Origin of the sequence: Pseudomonas sp. 2957, assembly GCF_031456345.1 — a bacterium.
GTDB lineage: Bacteria > Pseudomonadota > Gammaproteobacteria > Pseudomonadales > Pseudomonadaceae > Aquipseudomonas > Aquipseudomonas siliginis.
In genome coordinates this window covers 1,029,209-1,052,431 of sequence record NZ_JAVDUL010000001.1, presented here as the reverse complement: position 1 = coordinate 1,052,431, position 23,223 = coordinate 1,029,209, and the positions used below count along the sequence as shown (strand labels likewise).

The 23,223-nt window shown below is 60.0% G+C and carries 17 protein-coding genes and 5 tRNA genes; 6 read left to right on the top strand and 16 right to left on the bottom strand.

Features of this window, described 5'->3' with window-relative positions:
• The first annotated feature begins 120 nt into the window (after positions 1-120).
• From J2Y39_RS04690 to J2Y39_RS04680, 3 genes are all read left to right on the top strand, one after another.
• Positions 121-1,011: a LysR family transcriptional regulator gene (locus J2Y39_RS04690; RefSeq protein WP_024012384.1), complete on the top strand. Its 891-nt coding sequence runs from the start codon at positions 121-123 to the stop codon at positions 1,009-1,011.
• 63 nt (positions 1,012-1,074) lie between these two features.
• Positions 1,075-4,353, top strand: a complete 3,279-nt coding sequence (locus tag J2Y39_RS04685) for a PAS domain S-box protein (protein WP_310215422.1) — start codon at positions 1,075-1,077, stop codon at positions 4,351-4,353.
• Positions 4,354-4,447: 94 nt separating this feature from the next.
• Complete coding sequence (locus tag J2Y39_RS04680) at positions 4,448-6,139, top strand: molecular chaperone HscC (protein WP_310215419.1); 1,692 nt, start codon at positions 4,448-4,450, stop codon at positions 6,137-6,139.
• Here the strand turns inward: J2Y39_RS04680 and J2Y39_RS04675 are convergent.
• The 13 genes from J2Y39_RS04675 to uvrB all read right to left on the bottom strand — a co-directional run bounded on the left by J2Y39_RS04675 (position 6,136) and on the right by uvrB (position 17,965).
• Positions 6,136-8,829: a DUF805 domain-containing protein gene (locus tag J2Y39_RS04675; protein WP_310215416.1), complete on the bottom strand. Its 2,694-nt coding sequence runs from the start codon at positions 8,827-8,829 to the stop codon at positions 6,136-6,138. The genes J2Y39_RS04680 and J2Y39_RS04675 overlap by 4 nt on opposite strands.
• Positions 8,826-9,521, bottom strand: a complete 696-nt coding sequence (locus J2Y39_RS04670; protein WP_310215414.1) for a DUF1266 domain-containing protein — start codon at positions 9,519-9,521, stop codon at positions 8,826-8,828. Before J2Y39_RS04670 ends, J2Y39_RS04675 begins: the two co-directional genes overlap by 4 nt.
• 188 nt (positions 9,522-9,709) lie before the next feature.
• Entirely contained in the window at positions 9,710-10,156 is a 447-nt protein-coding gene (locus J2Y39_RS04665; protein ID WP_016773925.1) for an Hsp20 family protein, read from the bottom strand.
• 119 nt (positions 10,157-10,275) lie between these two features.
• On the bottom strand, positions 10,276-11,235 hold the full coding sequence (locus tag J2Y39_RS04660; RefSeq protein ID WP_016773924.1) for a tRNA-dihydrouridine synthase: 960 nt from the start codon (positions 11,233-11,235) through the stop codon (positions 10,276-10,278).
• Positions 11,236-11,410: 175 nt separating this feature from the next.
• Complete coding sequence (locus J2Y39_RS04655) at positions 11,411-11,854, bottom strand: thioesterase family protein (protein WP_016773923.1); 444 nt, start codon at positions 11,852-11,854, stop codon at positions 11,411-11,413.
• A 46-nt stretch (positions 11,855-11,900) separates the two neighbouring features.
• The gene (locus J2Y39_RS04650) at positions 11,901-12,734 is read right to left on the bottom strand and encodes an alpha/beta fold hydrolase (RefSeq protein WP_150635760.1); all 834 of its coding nucleotides are present in this window, start codon (positions 12,732-12,734) and stop codon (positions 11,901-11,903) included.
• A gap of 30 nt (positions 12,735-12,764) precedes the next feature.
• The gene (locus tag J2Y39_RS04645) at positions 12,765-13,304 is read right to left on the bottom strand and encodes a TetR/AcrR family transcriptional regulator (RefSeq protein WP_041478525.1); all 540 of its coding nucleotides are present in this window, start codon (positions 13,302-13,304) and stop codon (positions 12,765-12,767) included.
• Between the two features lie 182 nt (positions 13,305-13,486).
• Positions 13,487-13,562 (bottom strand) — tRNA-Glu (locus J2Y39_RS04640).
• Positions 13,563-13,642: 80 nt separating this feature from the next.
• A tRNA-Ala gene (locus J2Y39_RS04635) sits at positions 13,643-13,718 on the bottom strand.
• A 53-nt stretch (positions 13,719-13,771) separates the two neighbouring features.
• Positions 13,772-13,847, bottom strand: a tRNA-Glu gene (locus J2Y39_RS04630).
• Positions 13,848-13,926: 79 nt separating this feature from the next.
• Positions 13,927-14,002, bottom strand: a tRNA-Ala gene (locus J2Y39_RS04625).
• Positions 14,003-14,190: 188 nt separating this feature from the next.
• Complete coding sequence (gene gltX, locus J2Y39_RS04620; RefSeq protein ID WP_016773920.1) at positions 14,191-15,672, bottom strand: glutamate--tRNA ligase; 1,482 nt, start codon at positions 15,670-15,672, stop codon at positions 14,191-14,193.
• Between the two features lie 277 nt (positions 15,673-15,949).
• Positions 15,950-17,965: an excinuclease ABC subunit UvrB gene (gene uvrB, locus J2Y39_RS04615; protein ID WP_016773919.1), complete on the bottom strand. Its 2,016-nt coding sequence runs from the start codon at positions 17,963-17,965 to the stop codon at positions 15,950-15,952.
• Between the two features lie 337 nt (positions 17,966-18,302).
• On the opposite strand from uvrB, the gene J2Y39_RS04610 reads away from it, so the two are divergent.
• Together J2Y39_RS04610 and J2Y39_RS04605 are read left to right on the top strand one after the other, a co-directional pair.
• On the top strand, positions 18,303-19,499 hold the full coding sequence (locus J2Y39_RS04610) for an amino acid aminotransferase (RefSeq protein WP_310215405.1): 1,197 nt from the start codon (positions 18,303-18,305) through the stop codon (positions 19,497-19,499).
• Positions 19,500-19,722: 223 nt separating this feature from the next.
• On the top strand, positions 19,723-19,923 hold the full coding sequence (locus J2Y39_RS04605) for a hypothetical protein (RefSeq protein ID WP_041478524.1): 201 nt from the start codon (positions 19,723-19,725) through the stop codon (positions 19,921-19,923).
• Here J2Y39_RS04605 and J2Y39_RS04600 read toward each other — a convergent pair.
• Positions 19,920-20,150, bottom strand: a complete 231-nt coding sequence (locus tag J2Y39_RS04600; RefSeq protein ID WP_024012377.1) for a hypothetical protein — start codon at positions 20,148-20,150, stop codon at positions 19,920-19,922. The two genes, J2Y39_RS04605 and J2Y39_RS04600, sit on opposite strands and share 4 nt — an antisense overlap.
• A gap of 219 nt (positions 20,151-20,369) precedes the next feature.
• Between J2Y39_RS04600 and J2Y39_RS04595 the strand changes: the two genes are divergently transcribed.
• Positions 20,370-20,445, top strand: a tRNA-Asn gene (locus tag J2Y39_RS04595).
• Positions 20,446-20,558: 113 nt separating this feature from the next.
• Here J2Y39_RS04595 and J2Y39_RS04590 read toward each other — a convergent pair.
• On the bottom strand, positions 20,559-22,082 hold the full coding sequence (locus tag J2Y39_RS04590) for a nucleobase:cation symporter-2 family protein (RefSeq protein WP_024012376.1): 1,524 nt from the start codon (positions 22,080-22,082) through the stop codon (positions 20,559-20,561).
• A gap of 278 nt (positions 22,083-22,360) precedes the next feature.
• Positions 22,361-23,194, bottom strand: a complete 834-nt coding sequence (locus J2Y39_RS04585; RefSeq protein ID WP_310215399.1) for an arylamine N-acetyltransferase — start codon at positions 23,192-23,194, stop codon at positions 22,361-22,363.
• Positions 23,195-23,223: the final 29 nt, after the last annotated feature.

Genomic DNA, 23,223 nt, shown 5'->3' with positions numbered 1-23,223 from the left:
TTGTTTCTATGCCCTGGGCTTATCAATAACCCTTTGGCTTGTGAGGCCGATCCTATGGGGTTAGATTAAATAACTCAAATTCATATTTTTTATGCTTTGGATAACCAACTGGAATGCGACATGGATCTGGCTAACCTGAATGCTTTTATTGCCATCGCCGAGACCGGCAGCTTCTCCGGCGCCGGCGAACGCCTTCATCTGACCCAACCGGCGATCAGCAAGCGCATCGCCGGGCTTGAGCAGCAATTGAAGGTACGCCTGTTTGATCGACTGGGTCGCGAAGTCGGTCTGACCGAGGCGGGTCGCGCCCTGCTGCCAAGGGCTTATCAGATTCTCAATGTGCTCGACGACACCCGCCGCGCCCTGACCAACCTGACCGGCGAGGTCAGTGGCCGCCTGACCCTGGCCACCAGTCACCACATCGGTCTGCATCGCTTGCCGCCTCTATTAAGGGAGTTCACCCGCCGCTACCCACAGGTTGCGCTGGATATTCAGTTCCTTGATTCGGAAGTGGCCTACGAGGAAATTCTCCACGGCCGCGCAGAACTGGCGGTCATCACCCTCGCGCCAGAGCCGCACACCCTGGTCAAAGCCACGCCGGTGTGGGACGACCCGCTGGATTTCGTCGTCGCCCCGGAGCATTCGCTGATCAACAACGGTGCCGTCAGTCTGGCGGACATCGCCGGCCATCCGGCGGTTTTCCCCGGCGGCAACACGTTTACCCACCACATCGTCCAGCGTTTGTTCGAAGCTCAGGGCCTGACGCCGAACATCGCCATGAGCACCAACTATCTGGAAACCATAAAGATGATGGTCTCCATTGGCCTGGCCTGGAGCGTGCTGCCGCGCACGATGCTCGACGAACAAGTGGCAAGCATCGCATTGCCGGGCATACAGCTCACTCGCCAGCTAGGCTATATCTTGCACACCGAACGGACGCTATCGAATGCAGCACGCGCCTTCATGGCCCTGCTGGATGCACAAATCGATCGGCCAGGGATCCCGGCCTGACTTGTGCTACTCCTATAGAGCCGCTCCTGTGCCTAACGCCACTCAGCTCAAGGCCCGCTGACAATGCCGAAATCTGTTGACCGAACTCCGCCAATGCCGCGAATCCAGGCTGTCGATCCGCGCCATTCCGAGCAGAGCTGGGAAAGCGCGCCGCAATTGCTCGCCGCGCTCAACGGCGCGCGGCTCGGTGCCTGGTATTGGGACATCGAGCGCGGGCAAATCAGCTGGTCGCGGGGCACTCAAGCATTGTTCGGTTTCGATCCACGGCAGCCATTACCCGCCGATTTGGAATACCTCGACCTGTTGCCGCCGGAAGACCGTGCGAAAACCGTGCGTGCTTTCCACGCGGTGATCGCCGGCGCCCCTCTGGAGCAGGCGATGCATCACCGCATTCGCTGGCCCGACGGCAGCCTGCACTGGCTGGAGATCAGCGGCAGCCTGCTGCCAGACAAGAACGGCCGGCCCCGAATGATCGGGGTGATTCGCGAAATCACCCACCAACGCCAGCGCGAGCAGGCCCTGAGCAGCTCGGAGAAACGTTTCGCGACACTTTTCCACCTGTGCCCGAACATGGTTCTGCTGACCCGTCAGGATGACGGTCTGATCAGCGAGGCCAACCAGTATTTCGAAAGCCTGTTCGGCTGGCCGGTGCAAAGCGCGATCGGCCGCACCACCCTGGAACTGGGCTTGTGGGTGCACCCCGAGCAACGCGCCGAACTGGTGAAGAAAACCAAAGCCAAGGGCGAGCTGATCAGCATGGAAGTGCAGTTTCGCGCCAGCAATGGCCAGGTGCACGACGGCATCCTCAGCGCGCAGAAGGTCGAGCTCGAAGGCCAGCCCTATCTGCTCAGCACGTTCCTCGACACCACCGAACGCAAAGCCGCCGAACTGGCCTTGAAGGACAGCCAGGAACGCCTCGACCTGGCGCTGGACTCGGCGCAACTCGGCACCTGGGACTGGCACATCCCCAGCGGCATGCTTTACGGCTCGGCGCGCGCTGCGCAATTGCACGGGCTGGAGCCGATTCCATTCCATGAATCATTCGAGGAGTTTTTCGAAGGCGTGCCGGGCGAGGAACGCGACAGCATGCGCAACGCCTACCGCAGCCTGCGCGAAGGCCCCGCCGGCAATTATCAACTGACCTATCGCGTGCAATTGCCCGACGGCAGCTCGCGCTATCTGGAAAGCCGCGCGCGACTCTATCGCGACGACAACGGCGCGCCGCTGCGCATGGCCGGCACGTTGCTGGACATCACCGATCAGGTCGAGCGCGAGCAGCGGCTGGTAGCCTCGGAAGAGAAATTCGCCACGCTGTTTCAGGTCAGCCCCGATCCGATCTGCGTGACGCGCCAGGAAACCGGGGAGTTCATCGAGATCAATTCGAGCTTCAGCCAGACTTTTGGCTGGAGTGCCGCCGATGTGATTGGCCACACCGCCGAGGAAATCGGCCTGTGGGACGCCTCGGCGAAAAGCCTGCAACGCATCGAACGGGTGATTCGCGAACAAGGCCTGAGCAACGTGGCCATTCTCGTCCAGCACAAGGACGGCCAGTCGCTGACCTGCGTGATTTCCAGCCGGCAGATCAGCGTCGGCGATCAGCCGTGCATCGTCACCACCCTGCGCGACATTACTCAGCAACAACGCTCGGAAGCAGCGCTGAAGGCTAGCGAAGAAAAGTTCGCCAAGGCGTTTCACTCAAGTCCAGACGCGATCACCATCACCGAACGCGACACCGGGCGTTATCTGGAGGTCAACGACGGTTTCTGTCGCCTCACCGGTTACCGCGCCGACGAAGTAGTGGGCAAAACCGTTTATCAGGTGGGGATCTGGGCCGAAGAGAAACAGCGCTCGACCTTACTCGCCGAGTTACAGATCAAGGGCCGCGTGCATCATCAGGAAATGCTCGGGCGCAACAAGCGCGGCGAATTGCTCACGGTGGAAGTCTCGGTCGAGCCGATCACCCTCAATGAAACCGCGTGCCTGCTGCTGACCGCGCGCGATGTCAGCCTGTTGAAGAACGCCGAAGCGCAGATTCGTCACCTGGCCTATCACGACCCGCTGACCAACCTGCCCAACCGCGCCCTGCTGATGGATCGCCTGAGTCAGCAGATCGCCCTGCTCAAGCGCCACAATCTGCGCGGCGCCTTGCTGTTTCTCGACCTCGACCACTTCAAGCACATCAACGATTCCCTCGGCCACCCGGTCGGCGACAGCGTGCTGAAAATCATCACCGCGCGGCTCGAAGCCAGTGTGCGCATGGAAGACACCGTGGCGCGCCTCGGTGGCGATGAGTTTGTGGTGTTGCTCAGCGGCCTCGAAGGATCGCGCAGTGAAGTCAGCGAGCAAGTGCGCGCGCTGGCTGACACCATTCGCGAACTGCTCTCGGAGCCGATGTTCCTCGATGGCCAGCGCCTGCAAGTGACGCCGAGCATTGGCGTCGCGCTGATCCCCGATCACGGCTCGACCCCGACCGACCTGCTCAAACGCGCCGACATCGCCCTGTACCGGGCCAAGGATTCCGGGCGCAACACCACGCAGATGTATCACAACACCATGCAGAAAGCGGCCAGCGAACGCCTGCGCATGGAGACCGACCTGCGCCTGGCGCTGTCGCGCGGCGAGTTCAACGTGCACTTTCAGCCACAGGTCGATGCCCGCGACAACCGCATCATTGGCGCCGAAGCCCTGGTGCGCTGGAATCATCCCGAACTCGGCGCGCAATCGCCCACCGAGTTCATCAAGGTACTGGAAGACAGCGGCCTGATTCTCGAAGTCGGCACGTGGATCCTCGATGAAGCCTGCAACGCCTTCAAACAACTGATCGCACTGAAACTGGTCGACCCGCTCAACTTCAGCCTGTGCGTGAACATCAGTCCCCGGCAGTTCCGCCAGAACGATTTCGTCGAACGCATCGAACACAGCATGACCAGCCACGGCCTGCCCTGCTCTCTGCTGAAACTGGAAATCACCGAAGGCATCGTCATTCAGAATCTGGAAGACACCATCAGCAAAATGCGTCGTCTGAAAAAGCTCGGCGTGAGCTTCGCCATGGACGATTTCGGCACCGGTTATTCGTCGCTGACTTATTTGAAGCGTCTGCCGGTAGACACCCTGAAGATCGACCAGTCGTTCATCCGCGATGCGACCACTGACTCCAATGTTGCCGAGATCATTCGCGCGATTGTCGCGATGGCGCGCAGCTTGGAATTGGAAGTGATTGCCGAAGGAGTGGAGACGCCAGCACAGCTGGCGTTTTTGCAGGGGCTGGAATGCCATTTGTATCAGGGCTATCTGCACAGCCGACCGGTGGGGTTGGAGGATCTGAAAAAACTGCTGCCCTGAATCGGCGGTCGCACAGACTGGCAACAGAGCAACAATTGCCACGGTTTGCGTCAGCCTGTAGGGTCGCGTTTTTTGCGCCGCTTCGAGATCAACCATGCAGGATGCATCCCTTCCCCGCCCGGCCCTGCTGGGCATCGACCTTGGCACCACCAACAGCCTGATCGCCGTCTGGCGTGAAGGCCGCGCCGAACTGATCCGCAACGCCCTCGGCGATGTGCTGACACCGTCGGTGGTCAGCCTTGATGAAGACGACACGATTCTGGTCGGCAAAGCCGCCCGCGCCCGCCTGACCACGCACCCGGAACGCACTGCCGCCGCGTTCAAGCGTTTCATGGGCAGCGACAGGCAAATCCAGCTCGGCTCTCGCCAGTTCAGCCCGGAAGAGTTGTCGGCGCTGGTACTTGGCTCACTCAAGCAGGACGCGGAGGCCTTTCTCGGCCAGGCGGTCACAGAAGCGGTCATTTCCGTACCGGCATATTTCAGTGACGAGCAGCGCAAGCGTACCTTGTTCGCCGCCGAACTGGCCGGGCTGTCCGTGACGCGCCTGATCAACGAACCGACCGCTGCCGCCATGGCGTACGGCCTGCACGAACAGAAGTTCGAACGCACGCTGATTTTCGATCTCGGCGGCGGCACGTTCGACGTCACCGTGCTCGAATACGCATTGCCGCTGATCGAAGTGCACGCCTCCACTGGCGACAACTTTCTTGGCGGCGAAGACTTCACCGCAGCCCTATTGCAGGCCTGCCTGAAAAATTGGCAACTCACCCCCTCAACGATCGATGCACAAGCCATGGCCAGCCTCGGTGATGCCCTCGAACAGCTGAAATGCAAACTCGGCGAAGGCGCGCAGCAGTTGAGCTGGCGGCATGCCGAGCAGACATTCGAATGGGAACTGGATGAAGCCGCTGCAGTGAAAATATGGGAGCCGTTGCTGGCCCGCTTGCGCGCGCCAATCGAACAGGCTCTGCGCGATGCCCGACTGAAACCGCGCGACCTCGACAGCCTGGTGCTGGTCGGTGGCGCCACGCGCATGCCGGCGGTACAGCAAATGGTCGCCACGTTGTTTGGACGCCTGCCTTATCGGCATCTTGATCCAGACACTATCGTGGCGCTGGGGGCGGCGACGCAGGCGGCATGCAAGGCGCGGGACGGTGCGGTCGAGGAATTGATTCTGACGGATGTCTGTCCGTATACGCTGGGGATTTCGACCAATCGTGGCGAAGGCGTCAGTGGCGCGTTCTCGCCGATCATCGAGCGCAACACGGTGATTCCAACGTCACGGGTGCAGCGTTACTCGACGACGTTTGCGCAACAGACTGAAATCCGTATCGCCGTTTACCAAGGGGAACGCCCGTGGGTACGCGACAATATTTTCATCGATTCTTTCGACATCCAGTTCACCCCTAGTGAGCAGCTGCAGAGCCTCGATGTGCGTTTCAGTTATGACATCAACGGCCTGCTGGAAGTAGACGTCACGCTTCTGGAAACCGGCGAACGTTACGGCCACAGCATCGACCGCAGCCCGACCGGACTGGATGAACAGGCGCGCAGAGACAGCCATGCCCGGCTCGCGACGCTCAAAGTCCACCCTCGCGACGCCCTGCCCAACCGCACCCTGCTCGCACGTCTGGAGCGAGCATGGATGCAAAGTCTGGGCGACGAGCGCGCGCGCATTGCCGAGTGGATGGATACCTTCAACACCGTGCTTGCCGGCCAGCAACCCGGCGCAATCGCCAGCCACCGCTCAGCGCTGAATGATGCGCTGGATCAGATGCGTCTTTAGCCGTTCAGTCGCCGCAGAGCCGCCTGCAATCCGCCGGACAACATATCTGCCCCACCGTCCGGCGGCACGCCGTAGCGATTGGGCAGTTTGTCTCCTGGAAAACCGAAGAGCACCAGCGGCAGGAATGGCAGAAACGGCGACAATCCAAGAAATATCAGCAGTGTCGGTATGCCCCGGCCCATATCGTGCAACCGCCGTAGCACTGCCGCGAACAACAGCAGTACGCCAAGCAAAAAGATGACCATCCCGCCAATCGTCGTGCCCGTTATCAGCCCGGCTATCGGTGTGACCACCACGCATCCCAGGACCTGAGCGATAAAAGCCTTGCGCCCCAGCCGTGATCCGAGGCGCCAAAAAGCTTTCGCTGGTACTGGCTGGACATCACTGTTGGCTAACAGCAACCGCTCCGACCACGACAGCAACGCGCAAAGTGCCAAGCGCAAACCGACGCTGTTCTGCACGTCATCCTTACCCTGCTGCAGTTGCCGCAATACTCGCGTTTTCGGCACACCGGCAGCGCCGTAGCGAATCAAGCTCTTGAGCGCATCCAGCGCCTCATAGGCCAATAGTTTGTCGACACCGAAATCCGTCAACACCTTGCGCGGTGGCCACACCGGTTCGCCCTTGATCAGACCGTCGCGAAAGCCTTCGAACCAGTCATCCTCGCAACTGACCGCTTCAATCGACTGCAACAACGCCTGGTGTTGCTCGACGCTCAGGCCTGGATCGTGGTAGAGCACGCCCCAGAACATCAACAAGCCCAAGAGGTCGTCACCGCACGCCGCACGGTCACTTTCGACGCAGGTGTAAAGCAGGGCATTGGCGGGCAGCCTGGCGCTATCGAGGGCCTGCTCCACGCTGAATAATTGTTGCACCAGCAAACCGTGCACAGGATCGTCACCCTGCAGCCAGCCGAGCAAACCGGCGCCATCGCCCTGCTCACGCAGCAAGCGCCGCAATAGCGGCTGCAGTCGGCTCAAAGGATGCGCAGGATTGAACGGCAAACGCTCCAGACACTGCGCATCAATCAATTGCAACCAGCGCTCGGGTTGTTCCAGCAATGCCAGCAAAAACACGGTTTGAGCGTGCCAATCCCAGATCGCCGTTCCCAACCCGATCGGCGGCAAACCTGTCGCGCGCCGACTCAACTGGAGCATGAGATCAAGCTCCGAGAGGTCATTGCCGTCTTTGACCGCACTCAGCTCGAACGCGTCGGCAATGCGTGCAAGCGCCGTGTCGCTATAGGGCCGTAAGCGCTGCAACCACAGACGACAAACCTTGTGCAGCGCACCTTCGGACAACGCGAGCGGCAATTGCGGTGAAAGTGTTTGCGAGTCAGTGAAAGCGCTCATGGCCTGCGCAACAGGCGCCTTGGCCAGCCAGAGCAGATGCTGCCTGGCCTGATACTTGAGGCCGGTCAAAACCAGGCATTCCAGCGCATCCACCGGCAGCGGTTCGTCGACAATCTGCTGCAACAAGGCCGAATCACCACGATGCAGCGCCCAGGCGTGCCGGTACAGACGCAGCAAACGGCTGTCGTGGTTTTCGCCGATCAACTGCGCGAGCAATGGCAGCTCGTCGCCCGCCATGCGCCAATCAACAAAGCTTTGCGCCAGTGCATCAAGCTTGAGCCGTCCGACACCCAACCAACGCGTCAAGGTCTCGGGCCGCTGTGACGGACTGCCATACACCTGGCACTCAGCGCCCAGCTCGTCCGGCCAAACGGCGCAGTCCTCCAGACGATCGAACGCCTGAATCAGCAACGGCAGAAAGGTCGGCTGACGCTTGGCACACAGCTCCAGCAAGCGACTCTCTGCCGCGGGATGGCGATGTTCGCTCCAGAGCCGAATCCAGCATGGAAACGCTTGATCGTCGTGCCCCAACAGACTGTACTGACACGCCAGCAGGTACAGCCAGTCGACGTTATCCGGCGCGGCATCGTGCTGTTCGGCACAGCACTGCAGGAACGTCGGCGCGCCCATCCCCGCTTGGGTGAACTGCACCAGCAACCGCTTGAGGTACGCGGCATCGTTGGGCAACGGCAAGCACGTGTGCCGACTGGCGAACTCGGCGAACTCGTGAAGCGGACGCTGAGTAAAGATGAAATCGAGGCTACGGGCATACCACAGCGACTCGGTCTGTGCCGGCTCTGACCAGGCGCTCATCAGATCCGTGTCGAACGGGTCGGGCGTCTTGATGCGCTGCAAAAAGCCTTCTACCGCTTGCGCATCGTCGAATGCCAGGTCCAACAATTGCTGGTCCCAGGCCATGCGTTGCGCCAACAGATTCGCACAACGGTAGGACAACGGACCGGCGCCGGACAGTCGGTGGTACAAGCCCCAGTTGAGGTCATCGAAAACCTCCAGTGACAAGTCATCCAGCGTCCGGACGAATGCCTGCCACGCCGCGTGATTGAAGCGTCGCGCGGGATCATCCAGCAGCGCACAGAAATCCAGGAAAGCTTGAGGCGCCCGAACGACATTGGCTTGTGCAGCGTCAATCTCGTCTTCAGCCTCTTCCTGCTGCTCTTCACGGGCCAGACGCAGGGCACTCTCGTAGGCCATGCGCAGCGCCTGAAAACCTTCCGGGTCGGTTTCCGGATGGTGCGCCGGCAAACGGGCGCGATAGGCGCTGCGAATCAGGGTTTCGTCAGTAGTCGGTTCAATGCCCAGTCGAATCCAGCAACTCATGACCAGTCGAACTCCCCAAGCGATGCCGGACGAGACGGCGGATCAATATCCATGTGCCAAGGCAGATCGGCGAGAAAGTGTGGAATGTTTTGCGCAAGGCCTCGGGCAATCCTGGTGTTGAAAGCGCTGGTGCCCTCACGACTCATCTTGACCGCCAGTTCATCATCGCTTTTGCTCATGCAGCACCAAAAAGTTCGTCCCACCAGAAAGCCGTTGAAATAAGCCATCCAGCTGCCGTAATGAAACTGCGCCCTCAACGCCAGACGACTGTGCAACCAGTTGCTCTCGGCCAGATCGATCCATTGATTACGCACGGCGCAGCGCAACAGAAAGCCCATCCGGCCGTAATCCCAGGACAGAATGCCGCCGGGACCACAGCTGCCGAAGGTACGGCTGGCAAATTCATGCAGGACGCGCTCGCGCGGGTTCAGTTCATTGAGCAACGACTGCCATTCACTCGGCAGGCATCGCTGCCAGGCCAGATAGGCCCCGCTGAGGTGCTTGGCATGGCCGTCGTCGGTCATCCATCCGAGCATGTCGAACAACTGTCGGCGATCATCGATACCCCAACTTTCCTTGAGGTTGATGTAACGATCGTTGCAGAACGCCGGGTCGTCATACCCGGCGCCGGTGTTGAGCGCGGCCATTGGTGCGGACAACGCGCACAGCCAGCGCTGTTGAATCTCGTCCATGAAAAAAGGCTCCAGGCCGACCGCTGGGAAATGGGGGTCGGCAAAACTGCGCAGATTGTAAAGAGCCCCGACAACAGCGGCAAACCCTGCATCGCTTTGATTGCGCGCACAAAAAAGGCCCCGACGTATCGGGGCCTTTCGTTCAGCGGCTTATCGCCGATTCGGGCGATTGTGTGTCAGCACATGAATCAATGCTGCAACGCCGGCTGCTGCGCTCCATTGATCGGGATGCGCTTGGCTTTCGCTTCTTCCGGGATCACACGGAGCAGGTCGATGCTCAGCAGGCCGTTGCGCAGCGCAGCGTCCTTGATCTCGATGTGATCGGCCAGACGGAACGACAGCTTGAAGGCTCGCTGGGCGATGCCTTGATGCAAGAACGTGACGCTTTCGTCAGTGTCACGCTTGCCGCCACTGATGGTCAGCACACCCTTCTCGACTTGCAGGTCCAGGTCTTCTTCCTGGAAACCGGCGGCCGCAACGACGATACGGTATTGGTCATCACCGTGTTTTTCGACGTTGTAGGGTGGGTAGCTGCTGCCTGGCTCGTTGCGCAGGGCGGTTTCGAACAGGTCGTTGAAACGGTCGAAACCTACCGAGGAACGGAACAGTGGTGCGAGAGAAAATGCAGTACTCATGATTCAAATCTCCTGAAAACAATCAGCAAGGTTTTGTGTCTCCGCGACCCGAATTCGGCATCACGTAACCCTTAGATAGGGACCGCTGTTTTGATTTCAAGAGAATATTTTGAGATTTTTTATGCGGCTTCGACGAGCGGCAATCCGAGCAGACGCGAGACTTGATCCGGCTCGGTTTCGCGACGCAGAACAGTGAAAAGCTCGGCGGCTTCCGGGTAGTTGCGCGTCAGCATGGCCAGCCATTGCTTGAGGCGACCAGGCGATTGACGCGCGGTCATCTGTGCCTTGGCCTGCAGCCAGAAGTCCTGAATCAGCGGCATCAGCTCGGCCCAGGTCATCTCGACGACCTCTTCGCCAGCACGCGCCGCAGCGATCTGCCGAGCGAGATCCGGGCGGGAGACCAGCCCCCGACCGAGCATGATGTCTTCGACACCACTGATTTCGCGGCAACGGCGCCAGTCTTCGACGCTCCAGATGTCCCCGTTGGCGAAGACCGGGACCTTGACCACATCCTGCACACGCGGGATCCACTCCCAATGAGCCGGCGGCTTGTAGCCGTCCATTTTAGTACGCGCATGTACGACGATGTGCTCAGCCCCGCCTTCGGCCAGTGCCGTGGCGCAGACCAGCGAGCCGTCAGGACTGTCGAAACCCAGGCGCATTTTCGCGGTGACCGGGATGTGCGCCGGTACGGCGCGACGGACATGCTCGACGATCTGGTTGAGCAGCTCCGGCTCCTTCAGCAGCACGGCGCCGCCACGGGATTTGTTGACGGTCTTGGCCGGGCAGCCGAAGTTGAGGTCGATCACTTCCGAGCCAAGCTCGCAGGCCAACGCCGCGTTTTCCGCCAGGCACACCGGATCGGAACCGAGCAATTGCACGCGCAGCGGCACGCCGGACGCGGTGCGAGCGCCGTTGAGCAGCTCGGGGCCGAACTTGTGGAAATAGGCCGGCGTGAGCAACTGGTCGTTGACCCGAATGAACTCGGTCACGCACCAATCGATGCCGCCAACGCGGGTCAACACGTCGCGCAGGATGTCGTCGACCAACCCTTCCATGGGCGCCAGAGCAATTTGCATGGGGAAACACTACTTGAAGAAAAAACGTGCGGCAGTTTACTGGATATCGCACAAATCCGCAGAACTACACATATCTCTGTGGGAGTGAGCCTGCTCGCGAAGGCGGTCTGTCAGTTGACGCATGCGTAACTCACGCGATGCTTTCGCGAGCAGGCTCGCTCCCACAGGGTGAGATTCACATGGCTTCTGCAATCTGGATCGCCGGGCCATAGCCTTCGATAAATTCCGCCGGCATACGCTTGGGCTTGCCGGTCGACAGTTCGATGCACACAAATGTGGTCTGCGCGCGCAACAGGGTGGCGTTGTCGCTGGGGCGTTTGAGCTGGAAATGCCGGGTCATTTTCAGGCGCTGATCCCAATCGACGATCCAGGTCGCCAGTTGCAGTTCATCGCCTTCATAGGCGGCGGCCAGATAATCGATTTCGTGGCGGACAACGGCCATTGCTCGGTCCAGACGCCGGTATTCGACCAGGTCCAGGCCGAGGCGCTGCGAATGGCGCCAGGCGCAGCGCTCGAGCCAGGTCACGTAAACGGCGTTGTTGGCGTGCCCGAGCCCGTCGATGTCTTCGGCGCCTACTTGCAGATCAATGGTAAACGGCGTTGCCCGATCCCAGCCCATGCCCCACTCCCGGTCAAAGTATTCAACCGGGGCAGTGTAACGGAGCTCAGGCCGATTGGCGCGCCTGAAGACTGCGACCGGCGAGCAGTGATAACACGCCATCAATCACTCGAGGGTCGGCCAGCACGCGTTGATGGCCGCCGCTTTCCAGGCGCAGCAGGCGGCTGTCGAACCAGGCTTCGTGAATCAATTGCGATTCTTTGACGGAGACAAAATTGTCGTCCTCGGCATGCACGATCAGGCCGGGCATATCCAGTTGATAGTGGGCCACGTCCAGCGTCGCGGCGCGCATGCCGACGTCCTGCTCGACCTGACGAATGAACGCCGAACGCGCGCGCGGCGGCATGCCGACCATTCGCGCGAAACCGCGCAGCACGCCGAGGATGCGCGACGGTGCGGCGATGCTGACCAGGGTTTCGGTGCGCAGCCCCAATTGCACGGCGAGCATGGCGCTGGCGCCGCCCATGGAATGGCCGATAACCGCTTGCAGCGGCGGCAATTCGGCAGCGGCTTCGAGCATGGCGCGGGCGAACAGCACTACATTGGCTTCTCGCCCAGGGGAGCGACCGTGGGCCGGGCCATCGAGCGCGACGACGGTATAGCCGGCATCAACCAAAGCGTTTATCAGCGAAGCGAATTGCGTTGGCCGCCCTTCCCAACCATGCATCAGCAACACTGCAGGACCTTGGCCCCAACGCAGCGCCGACAGACCGAAGCGCAATGTGATGCGTTCGGAGCTGGCCAACAGCGGCAGCTCCCAATCGCGCAGCGGTAGAGCGCGGGGCGTCATGAACGCCAGACGCATTTTGCTTGCCACCAGTCTCGGTGCAAACCAGCCCAAGGTACCGTTAACGCCACGAACCCACTTCAACGCGTTCATCGCACTCTCCTCAGGCTTGTTGCCTTCAGGTCAACGCACCGCCGACTTGGCAGCGCGCAGCAATCGATCGGATAAATCTCCCGGACCCAGCGCTCTGGCCAAGGCCAGACCACCGACCATCAACGCGACATCGGCCAAAGCCTTGTCGGTGTCTTCAGGGCTGGCCGCCAGTTGCGCGACCATCAATTCCAAATGCTCGTTCAGCGCAATGCGAAACGACTCCGGCAAACGCCCCAGCTCCCCAATCGAGGCCGGGATCGGGCATGCAGCCTCGCTGGAATCCCGGTGTTTGCGTGACAGGTAGAACGCAGCCACCAAAGCGCGACGCTCTTCGCCGGTCAGATCGGCGTCCATGTCGGCAATCAGGTCGCGACGGCGGCCCAGCAGCTGTTTGAACGCCTCGAGCATCATCGCGTCCTTGCTTTCGAAGTGCGCATAGAAGCCGCCGACAGTCAGCCCGGCGGCGCCCATCACTTCACCCACGCTCGGGTCTGCCGGGCCGCGTTGAATCAATGCGGCGCTGGCAGCCTTGAGGATGCGTTCGCGGGTTTGAGCTTTTTTATCGTTCATCGTTGCCTCCGAATATTACGACTAGAATATTATTCGCATAATAATATTCCGCAAGTCATGAATATGACCGCTGGTCTGAAGCACAGTGTAAGGAAAAAGGAGAGTTGGCCAAACGCCAGACAAACAAAAGGGCCATTCAATAATTGAATGACCCTTATAAAATCCCGCAGAGCGGGTAATCGTGGCGTCCCCTAGGGGACTCGAACCCCTGTTACCGCCGTGAAAGGGCGGTGTCCTAGGCCACTAGACGAAGGGGACACAAACCCTTCTATACAACTGATCAGTGCTGAGAGCTGATCGATTCAAGGCCGGTGTGGCCAGACCTTGAACTGTAAAATTGGTGGAGCTAAGCGGGATCGAACCGCTGACCTCCTGCATGCCATGCAGGCGCTCTCCCAGCTGAGCTATAGCCCCGGATTTTTCGCCTCGCGGCGGAGTGATCTCTTGCAACATCACTTCTGTAAAACTGGCGTCCCCTAGGGGACTCGAACCCCTGTTACCGCCGTGAAAGGGCGGTGTCCTAGGCCACTAGACGAAGGGGACGCAAACCCTTCTATACAACTGATCAACGCTGAGTGTTGATCGCTTCAAGGCCGGTGTGGCCAGACCTCGAAGTGTAAATTGGTGGAGCTAGACGGGATCGAACCGTCGACCTCTTGCATGCCATGCAAGCGCTCTCCCAGCTGAGCTATAGCCCCTCATCGCTGAGGACGGGGCGAATCTTAAGGGCGTATCGAAAGCCTGTCAAACTTATTTTTGAAAAATTTCAAAATTTTTTGCCGGGATAACAATCACTTACCGCCCTCCCCCGTAAATTCGGGAGAAACGCCGAAGGCAGGATCAAAAGATCACAGCCTTCGGCAGTCCTGCAAAGAAGCAAAAGCAATCAGGCGATGGCGCCCAAGAGCTTTTCCCATTCCTTGTTTTCTTTCTTCGATACGCCGCCCAGCAGGTCAATCGCCTGGCGCAAGCGGAAACGGGTGAGATCCGGGCCGAGGATTTCCATCGCATCGAGCACCGACACCGAACTCGCCTGCCCGGTGATCGCAGCAAACATCAACGGCATCGCATCGCGCAGTTTCAGCTCGAGGGATTCGACCACCGCCTGGATCGTCGCGGTGATGCTGTCCTTCTCCCACTGCCGCAGACTTTCCAGTTTCCACAGGATCAACTGCATCAACTGGCGAACCTGATCGCCGGAGAGCTTTTTCGACTCGAAGAGCTTGGCATCCGGATTCACGCCGCCGGCAAAGAAGAACCCCGCCAGCGGTGCGACCTGGCTGAACGTTTCAACACGACCCTGTACGTGCGGCGCGATCTTCATCATGTATTCGGAATTGAACGCCCACTTCTGCACGCGGGCGGCAAATTCTTCCACCGGCAGATCGCGCAGCCACTGGCCGTTGAGCCACGACAGCTTCTCAATATCGAAGATCGGCCCGCCGAGGGATACGCGCTTGAGGTCGAAGTTGTCGACCATTTCCTGCAGCGAGAACTTCTCGCGCTCGTCCGGCATCGACCAGCCCATGCGGCCGAGGTAGTTGAGCATCGCTTCCGGCATGAAGCCCATGCGCTCGTAGAACGTCACCGAGGTCGGGTTCTTGCGCTTGGACAGCTTGCTCTTGTCCGGGTTACGCAGCAGCGGCATGTAGCACAGCTCCGGTTGTTCCCAGCCGAAGTATTCGTACAGCAAAATCAGTTTCGGTGCCGATGGCAGCCATTCTTCGCCACGCAGCACGTGGGTGATGCCCATCAGGTGATCGTCGACGACGTTGGCGAGGAAGTACGTCGGCAGGCCGTCGGTCTTCATCAGCACTTGCATGTCCATGCGATCCCACGGGATCTCGACGTCGCCACGCAGCATGTCTGGCACCACGCAGACGCCTTCGCTCGGCACCTTCATGCGAATCACGTGCGGTTCGCCAGCGGCCAGGCGCGCCGCGACTTCTTCCTTCGACAGCAGCAGCGCGCGGCCGTCGTAGCGCGGAGTTTCGCCACGAGCCATTTGCTCGGCGCGCATCTGATCGAGTTCTTCAGCGGTGCAGAAGCACGGGAACGCATGCCCCATGTCGACCAGTTGCTGGCAGTACTTCTGGTAGATGTCGCCGCGCTCGCTCTGCCGATACGGGCCGTGCGGGCCGCCGACGTCCGGGCCTTCGCTCCAGTCGATGCCGAGCCAGCGCAGGGCGTCGAAGATCTGCTGTTCGGACTCGCGGGTCGAACGCAACTGATCGGTGTCTTCGATGCGCAGGATGAACTCACCGCCATGCTGCTTGGCAAAGCAGTAGTTGAACAATGCGATGTAAGCGGTACCTACGTGGGGGTCCCCGGTAGGCGATGGCGCGATGCGAGTGCGGACGGTGGTCATGGCTTGTCTCGAAAAAATGAAGAGCAGAACAATCAAGCGGCGAATGGTAACAGGCGACACCCGCCCCGCTCCAGCGGGCAGGGTATTTAAGCCGGATGCGCTAGGCCGTCCGATTTGTGGGAAGGCCATTCGCGAGCAGGCTCGCTCCCACAGAGATACACAATGATCGTTCCCACGCTCTGCGTAGGAAAGCATCCTGTGACGCTCTGCGTCACGCGAGCGATGGGACGCAGAGCGTCCCGGGCGGCATTCCCACGCAGAGCGTGGGAACGATCCCTCAAACCGTAAGCAATCGTTCGCGCAGTTTGGCAATCTCGTCACGCATCTGCGCCGCCGCTTCAAACTCCAGATCCCGCGCCAATTGGTACATCTTCTCTTCCAGCGCGCGGATGCGTTTGGTGATTTCGCTTGGCGAGCGCAGTTCGGCTTCGTACTTGGCGTTCTCTTCGGCGGCCTTGGCCATGCCTTTGCGCTTCTTGCTGCGCGAGCCCGGTACGGTGGCGCCTTCCATGATGTCGGCGACGTCCTTGATCACACCTTTCGGGGTGATGCCGTTCTCAAGGTTGAAAGCGATCTGCTTCTCGCGACGGCGCTCGGTCTCACCAATCGCCCGCTCCATCGAACCGGTCATGCGATCGGCGTAGAGAATCGCCCGGCCATTGAGGTTACGCGCCGCGCGACCGATGGTCTGGATCAGCGAGCGCTCGGAACGCAGGAAGCCTTCCTTGTCAGCATCGAGAATCGCCACCAGCGACACTTCCGGCATGTCGAGGCCTTCACGCAGCAGGTTGATCCCGACCAGCACATCGAACACGCCGAGGCGCAAATCGCGGATGATCTCGACGCGCTCGACGGTATCGATGTCCGAGTGCAGATAACGCACGCGCACGCCGTGGTCGGCGAGGTAATCGGTAAGATCTTCGGCCATGCGCTTGGTCAGTGTGGTGACCAGCACCCGCTCTTCGATCGCCACGCGTTTGGTGATTTCCGAGAGCAAATCATCGACCTGGGTCAGCGCCGGCCGCACTTCAACCTGCGGGTCGACCAGGCCGGTCGGCCGCACCACTTGTTCGACCACGCGCCCGGCGTGCTCGGCTTCATAGTTGCCGGGGGTCGCCGAAACGAAAATGGTCTGCGGGCTGACCCCTTCCCACTCGTCGAAACGCATTGGCCGGTTGTCCAGCGCCGAAGGCAGGCGGAAGCCGTACTCCACCAGCGTTTCCTTGCGCGAACGGTCGCCCTTATACATCGCGCCGACCTGCGGCACGCTGACGTGGGATTCGTCGATCACCAGCAAGGCGTCGGCAGGCAGATAGTCGTAAAGCGTGGGTGGCGCCGCGCCGGATGGACGCCCGGAAAGGTAGCGCGAGTAGTTTTCGATGCCGTTGCAGTAACCCAGTTCGAGGATCATCTCGAGGTCGAAACGGGTGCGCTGCTCCAGGCGCTGGGCCTCCACCAGTTTGTTGTTACTGCGCAGGTATTCGAGGCGCTCCTGCAATTCGACCTTGATGCCTTCGATGGCGTCGAGCAGGGTTTCCCGAGGCGTCACGTAGTGGCTCTTCGGATAGAAAGTGAAGCGCGGCATCTTGCGGATGACTTCGCCGGTCAGCGGATCAAACGCGGAAATGCTCTCGACCTCGTCGTCGAAAAGCTCAATGCGGATCGCTTCCAGATCGGATTCCGCCGGGAAGATATCGATCACATCACCGCGCACGCGGAACGTCGCCCGGGCAAAATCCATGTCGTTGCGGGTGTATTGCAGGTCAGCCAGGCGCCGCAGAAGCGCGCGCTGATCGAGCTTGTCGCCGCGATCAACGTGCAAGACCATTTTCAGATAGGTTTCCGGGCTGCCCAGACCATAGATGCACGACACCGTGGTGACGATGATCGCGTCCTTGCGCTCCAGCAACGCTTTCGTCGCGGACAGTCGCATCTGCTCGATGTGGTCGTTGATCGACGCGTCCTTCTCGATGAAGGTGTCGGACGACGGCACATAGGCTTCGGGCTGGTAGTAGTCGTAATAGGAAACGAAGTATTCAACGGCGTTGTTCGGGAAGAACGCCTTGAACTCACCGTACAACTGCGCGGCCAGGGTCTTGTTCGGCGCCAGAACCAGCGTCGGACGCTGTACCTGGGAGATGACGTTGGCGATGCTGAAGGTCTTGCCCGAGCCGGTCACACCGAGCAATGTCTGGTGCGCCAGTCCGGCGTCAATGCCCTCAACCAACTGGCGAATGGCTTCCGGCTGATCGCCGGCAGGCTCGAAGCGGGTGACTAGCTGGAATTCCGACATACACACCTCTGGATTCGCGGCGCTCCGCGTCAGACGGAGCACCACGAGGACGACCGCAAACGACCGATGTCGCGCAAGAAAAAACCTGGATTGTGCTGAATGTGGTGGCGATTGCCTGACCTTTCAAGGCAAACGTCCTACATCCGGTAAAGAGTCTGACAAAGTCAATCGACTAACGGTCCAGAAATAATCGGAAAAACTTACCCCAAAAGCCGATTCGCCTGTCGCCATTGCGCGGTGATGGCCTCTATACTAGCTCCCCGTTTGTGCACCGCTCTAGTGCATTCGGCTGGAGCGCTACACGTCCCTCCACTCTCCATTCAGAGCCGCCGTAATAATGAGCCTGTTCTCCGCTGTCGAAATGGCACCCCGCGATCCAATCCTGGGCCTCAACGAAGCATTCAACGCCGATACCCGGACCACCAAGGTCAACCTGGGCGTAGGCGTGTACTGCAACGAAGAGGGGCGAATTCCACTGCTGCGCGCGGTGATCGAAGCCGAGACGATTCGCGTCGCGCAACACGCTTCGCGCGGTTACCTGCCGATCGATGGCATCGCTGCCTACGACCAGGCCGTGCAGAAACTGCTGTTCGGCAACGACTCGCCGCTGATCAGCGCCGGTCGCGTCATCACCACTCAGGCCGTCGGCGGGACCGGCGCGCTGAAGATCGGTGCCGACTTCCTCAAGCAACTGCTGCCGAACGCCGTCGTGGCGATCAGCGACCCGAGCTGGGAAAACCACCGCGCGCTGTTCGAGACCGCTGGTTTCCCGGTGCAGAACTATCGTTACTACGACGCTGCCACCCACGACGTGAACCGCGCCGGCATGCTCGACGACCTCAACGCCCTGCCGAACGGCTCGATCGTTGTCCTGCATGCTTGCTGCCACAACCCGACCGGCGTCGACCTGACCCCGGCGGACTGGAACAAGGTGCTGGAAGTGGTCAAGGCCAAAGGTCACGTGCCGTTCCTCGACATGGCTTACCAGGGTTTCGGCGACGGCATCGATGAAGACGCCGCCGCTGTGCGCCTGTTCGCTGAATCCGGCCTGACCTTCTTCGTCTCGAGCTCGTTCTCCAAATCGTTCTCGCTGTACGGCGAGCGCGTTGGCGCACTGTCGATCATCAGCGAATCGAAAGAAGAAAGCGCGCGCGTGCTGTCGCAGGTCAAGCGCGTGATCCGCACCAACTACTCCAACCCGCCGACCCATGGCGCCAGCATTGTTGCTGCGGTGCTGAACAGCCCGGAACTGCGCGCAAAGTGGGAAGCCGAGCTGGCCGAGATGCGCCTGCGCATTCGCGGCATGCGCGAGCAGATGGTTGCCCTGCTGGCGGAAAAAGCCCCGGGCCGCGATTTCAGCTTCGTTGGTCGTCAGCGCGGCATGTTCTCCTACTCCGGCCTGACCACTGAACAAGTGCATCGCCTGCGCAACGAGTTCGGCATCTACGCCCTGGACACCGGCCGCATCTGCGTGGCTGCGCTGAACCAGAGCAACATCAAGGCTGTGACGGACGCGATCGTTCAGGTCATCTGATTTCGCCGCGCGATGAAAAACGGGAAGCCTTTGGGCTTCCCGTTTTTATTTGTCCCTGGAACCGCCGTGCAACCTCTAGACTGCACACAATTCAAAGTGCAGGAGCTGACGAGTGCAACGAGGCTGCGATCTTTTGATCTTGTTTCCAAGATCAAGATCAAAAGATCGCAGCGTTCCGCAGCTCCGGTTTTGTGTACACCCGAGATTTTTGAAGAGAACCCACATGAAAAACGACAACCTGCGCGCCGACCGTGACGACCTGGATGACTTCATCCCGCGCGCTCCGGCCAAGCGTGAAAAGAGCCTGGTGCTGCAAGTCGCCACCGGGGTATTCCTCGGTGGCCTGGCCCTGTGGCTGGTGCAACTGGCGGCGACAGCGGTCTATGCCAAGCTGATGCTCGGCACGATTACTTTCGGCAGTTAAGCCAGTTCAGCCGAGCGCTGGGTGGCGGCATCGTCGTAAATCACATACAGCGATTCGGCGACCTGGCTTTTGATGGCCTTGCTGCTTTCGAGACCGAGGACGAAACCTTCGGCCTTGCCGCCGGCGCGGTTCAATTCTTCGGCGGTACTGGCGCCGGTGATTGCATCGAAGAGTTTTTCGGCGTGCGGGCCGATCCCTTTGGGCAGGCTGATCTGTGCAGTGCTCATGCGAGCACCTCGATGTTACGGGTGATTTGAGTCATGGCGCGTACCTTTGCGGCGAATGGCCGGTAGCGCGTGTGACCACTTCCGGGCTGCCATGGTAGACCTCTGAAGTCTTTCTGGTAACCGCCAATCGCTGACAAAATGCCGTCCGTCCCCATGAATCGCAAAAATTACCAGGCGATGCTTGACTTCTCTTTTTGAATCAGTAACATACGCACCAATTCCGCAATAGCTCAGTTGGTAGAGCAAGTGACTGTTAATCACTGGGTCCCTGGTTCGAGTCCAGGTTGTGGAGCCAAATAGCAAAGCCCCTGAATCGCAAGGTTCAGGGGCTTTTTTGTGGGCGCATTAAAAATACCAAAAGGCCGATCTGTTTGGGCATATCGGCCTTTCCTGTTTCAGACGCAGCGGTCAGACATGTTCGCTGCTTTTCACCTGCACCTTCGGCGCGCCGTGGCCATGATCATGGTCATCCGGCTCGATCACCGGCACTTCCTTGCCATCGCAATCATGCAGCTTGCCGTCGCTGAAGTAATCGCCTTCACGCAGCGCGGCGAGATCGCGATAACGCAGCGTGCGCTCTTCGGCTGCGGCGAACACCGACTGTTGATCCGAGTTGCCGGTCGTGAAGTGGTTGAAGGCCAGATTGAGCAGGATCGCCATGATTGCCGATGAACTGATGCCCGAATGGAAAATCGTCGCGAACCAGCTCGGGAAGTGATCGTAGAAGTTCGGCGCTGCGATCGGGATCATGCCGAAACCGATCGAAGTGGCGACGATGATCAGGTTGACGTTGTTGCGGTAGTCCACCTTCGACAACGTGCGAATGCCACTCGCCGCCACGGTGCCGAACAGCACGATCCCTGCGCCGCCGAGGACAGAAGTCGGCACGGCGGCAATCACCCGGCCCATGAACGGCAGCAGGCCGAGCACCACCAGGAACAGGCCGCCGGTGGCGACCACGAATCGGCTCTTGATCCCGGTCACCGCCACCAGGCCGACGTTTTGCGCGAAAGCACTTTGCGTAAACGAACCGAAGATCGGCGCAAACATGCTCGACAGCATGTCGGCGCGCAGGCCGTTGCCCAAGCGTTTGGAATCCACCTTGGTGTCAATGATTTCGCCCACGGCAAGGATGTCTGCCGAGGTTTCCACCAGCGTCACCATGACCACAATGCACATCGACAGGATCGCGGCGAAATGGAAGGTCGGCATGCCGAAGTGGAACGGTGTCGGGAAGCCGAACATGGGGCCGGTGGTGACACTGGAGAAATCCGCCATGCCGAGGAACACCGCCAGCACCGTGCCGATGACCATGGCCAGCAGAATCGACAGCCGAGAAATGGTCGCGCTGCCAACCTTGCTCAACAGCAACACCAGCACCAGCGTCACCGCTGCCAGACCGATGTTCTGCATGCTGCCGAAGTCCGGCGCGTGGCTGTTGCCGCCCATTGCCCAGCGTGCGGCCACCGGCATCAGCGTCAGGCCGATGGTGGTGATCACAATGCCGGTTACCAGCGGCGGAAAGAACTTGGTGATGCGCGAAAACACTGGCGTGATCAGCAAGCCGATCAACGAGGCGGCAATCACCGCGCCCAGCACCGATTGGAAACCGCCCTCCCCGCCACTGCTGACGATCGCGACCATGGTCGCCACACCAGAGAACGATACGCCCTGGACCAGCGGCAGCTGACAGCCAAAAAACGGCAGACCCAGGGTTTGCAGCAACGTCGCCAGCCCCCCCGCAAACAATGAAGCAGCAATCAACAGACCAATGTCCGCCGGCGACAGACCGGCCGCCTGGCCAATGATCAGTGGCACCGCAACGATACCGCCGTACATGGTCAGAACATGTTGCAGGCCGTAAGCCATATTCGCGCCGACCCCGAGGTTTTCGTCCTCGGGCCGTTGGTGTGAAACATGGGGCGTTTTCATGGTGGGGGGTTCCCTGGTTTTTGTTATGCGCACACTGTATTCAATACTCAGGACAAATGTCCATAGAGTTGTATACAACTTGTCAGTCACATAATGGTTAGGTAGCCATCCAACCTTCTAGTCTGCGCTTCTTGCCCCAACAAATTCGGCAACACATCCCCGCTGCGTCCGCGCCAGTGCCCACCAGGCTGAAGTGTTCACGGCGACCGACGGTGCAGTCGCGCTCTTTCAGCGGCCATCGGCGAAATCCGTCGCGTATTGGAGCCTGATGTAAAGCCTTAGATGGAGGCTGGCGCGATTACCCGAGCCAGCGCTTGCCGCACACGCGGTGAATCAGGCACTTGAAGATCAAACTCACGCCGCAGCAATTTCATCAGCTCGTCGACATCCGCCACCTCGCGCCGCTCACTGTCCGCGCCCATGTGATGAATGGCAAAACTGCCGTTGTTCAGGGTTTTGCGCCAGCCAGCGCCGGTGCGCGCCACCATCAGGCGCTGGGCAAAAGGTGATTCGGGATGCGTCGAGACGTACCAGTTGCCGACGGTGTAATCGATGTCTTCCTGGCGCTGCAGATCAAACAGGTACATCGGCCGCCACTCGCCTGCGACCTGGGCGCGCAGCAGGTAGCCTTCGTTCTGCTTGTCGATGCGGTAGGGTTCGTGCGGGGTTAGTTGCTCATGTTCACTGTCGAGCAGCAGCGGCGCGGTGGGCACCATGCCGCCAAAGCCGACGTCGGTGATGTAGCGCACTGCGTCGATGGTCACCAGACTCAGACGATGGGTGCGCGCCGTCCAGCTGCCTTCCGGTTGATTCATCACCACGCGCCCGCTGATCGCCCGCGCGTCGAAGCCCAATTCAAGCAGCAGCGCATAAAACAAATGGTTGAGTTCGTAGCAGTAGCCGCCCCGCCCTTGCTGCAGCACCTTGCTTTCGATGGAGTCCAGGTCGATCAACACCGGTTCACCCATGATCGTAGCCAGATTTTCGAAAACAAATTCGGCGGTATGGCGCAGTTGCAACTGACGCAACGTATCCAGTGTCGGTGGCGGCGGCGCATCGAAACCCAAACGTTGCAGATACAGATTGGTATTGCTCAGCCGTAGCGCACTCATTGCTCGATCCTTATGCATGGGCCGCAGAA

What these genes read in the sequence shown, in the direction of transcription:
- J2Y39_RS04650 (WP_150635760.1), bottom strand. Translation starts at nt 12,734, where the DNA reads ATGAACGCGTTGAAGTGGGTTCGTGGCGTTAACGGTACCTTGGGCTGG.
- uvrB (WP_016773919.1), bottom strand. Translation starts at nt 17,965, where the DNA reads ATGTCGGAATTCCAGCTAGTCACCCGCTTCGAGCCTGCCGGCGATCAG.
- gltX (WP_016773920.1), bottom strand. Translation starts at nt 15,672, where the DNA reads ATGACCACCGTCCGCACTCGCATCGCGCCATCGCCTACCGGGGACCCC.
- J2Y39_RS04675 (WP_310215416.1), bottom strand. Translation starts at nt 8,829, where the DNA reads ATGAGTTGCTGGATTCGACTGGGCATTGAACCGACTACTGACGAAACC.
- J2Y39_RS04585 (WP_310215399.1), bottom strand. Translation starts at nt 23,194, where the DNA reads ATGAGTGCGCTACGGCTGAGCAATACCAATCTGTATCTGCAACGTTTG.
- J2Y39_RS04670 (WP_310215414.1), bottom strand. Translation starts at nt 9,521, where the DNA reads ATGGACGAGATTCAACAGCGCTGGCTGTGCGCGTTGTCCGCACCAATG.
- J2Y39_RS04680 (WP_310215419.1), top strand. Translation starts at nt 4,448, where the DNA reads ATGCAGGATGCATCCCTTCCCCGCCCGGCCCTGCTGGGCATCGACCTT.
- J2Y39_RS04685 (WP_310215422.1), top strand. Translation starts at nt 1,075, where the DNA reads ATGCCGAAATCTGTTGACCGAACTCCGCCAATGCCGCGAATCCAGGCT.
- J2Y39_RS04610 (WP_310215405.1), top strand. Translation starts at nt 18,303, where the DNA reads ATGAGCCTGTTCTCCGCTGTCGAAATGGCACCCCGCGATCCAATCCTG.
- J2Y39_RS04605 (WP_041478524.1), top strand. Translation starts at nt 19,723, where the DNA reads ATGAAAAACGACAACCTGCGCGCCGACCGTGACGACCTGGATGACTTC.
- J2Y39_RS04690 (WP_024012384.1), top strand. Translation starts at nt 121, where the DNA reads ATGGATCTGGCTAACCTGAATGCTTTTATTGCCATCGCCGAGACCGGC.
- J2Y39_RS04655 (WP_016773923.1), bottom strand. Translation starts at nt 11,854, where the DNA reads ATGGGCTGGGATCGGGCAACGCCGTTTACCATTGATCTGCAAGTAGGC.
- J2Y39_RS04660 (WP_016773924.1), bottom strand. Translation starts at nt 11,235, where the DNA reads ATGCAAATTGCTCTGGCGCCCATGGAAGGGTTGGTCGACGACATCCTG.
- J2Y39_RS04600 (WP_024012377.1), bottom strand. Translation starts at nt 20,150, where the DNA reads ATGAGCACTGCACAGATCAGCCTGCCCAAAGGGATCGGCCCGCACGCC.
- J2Y39_RS04590 (WP_024012376.1), bottom strand. Translation starts at nt 22,082, where the DNA reads ATGAAAACGCCCCATGTTTCACACCAACGGCCCGAGGACGAAAACCTC.
- J2Y39_RS04645 (WP_041478525.1), bottom strand. Translation starts at nt 13,304, where the DNA reads ATGAACGATAAAAAAGCTCAAACCCGCGAACGCATCCTCAAGGCTGCC.
- J2Y39_RS04665 (WP_016773925.1), bottom strand. Translation starts at nt 10,156, where the DNA reads ATGAGTACTGCATTTTCTCTCGCACCACTGTTCCGTTCCTCGGTAGGT.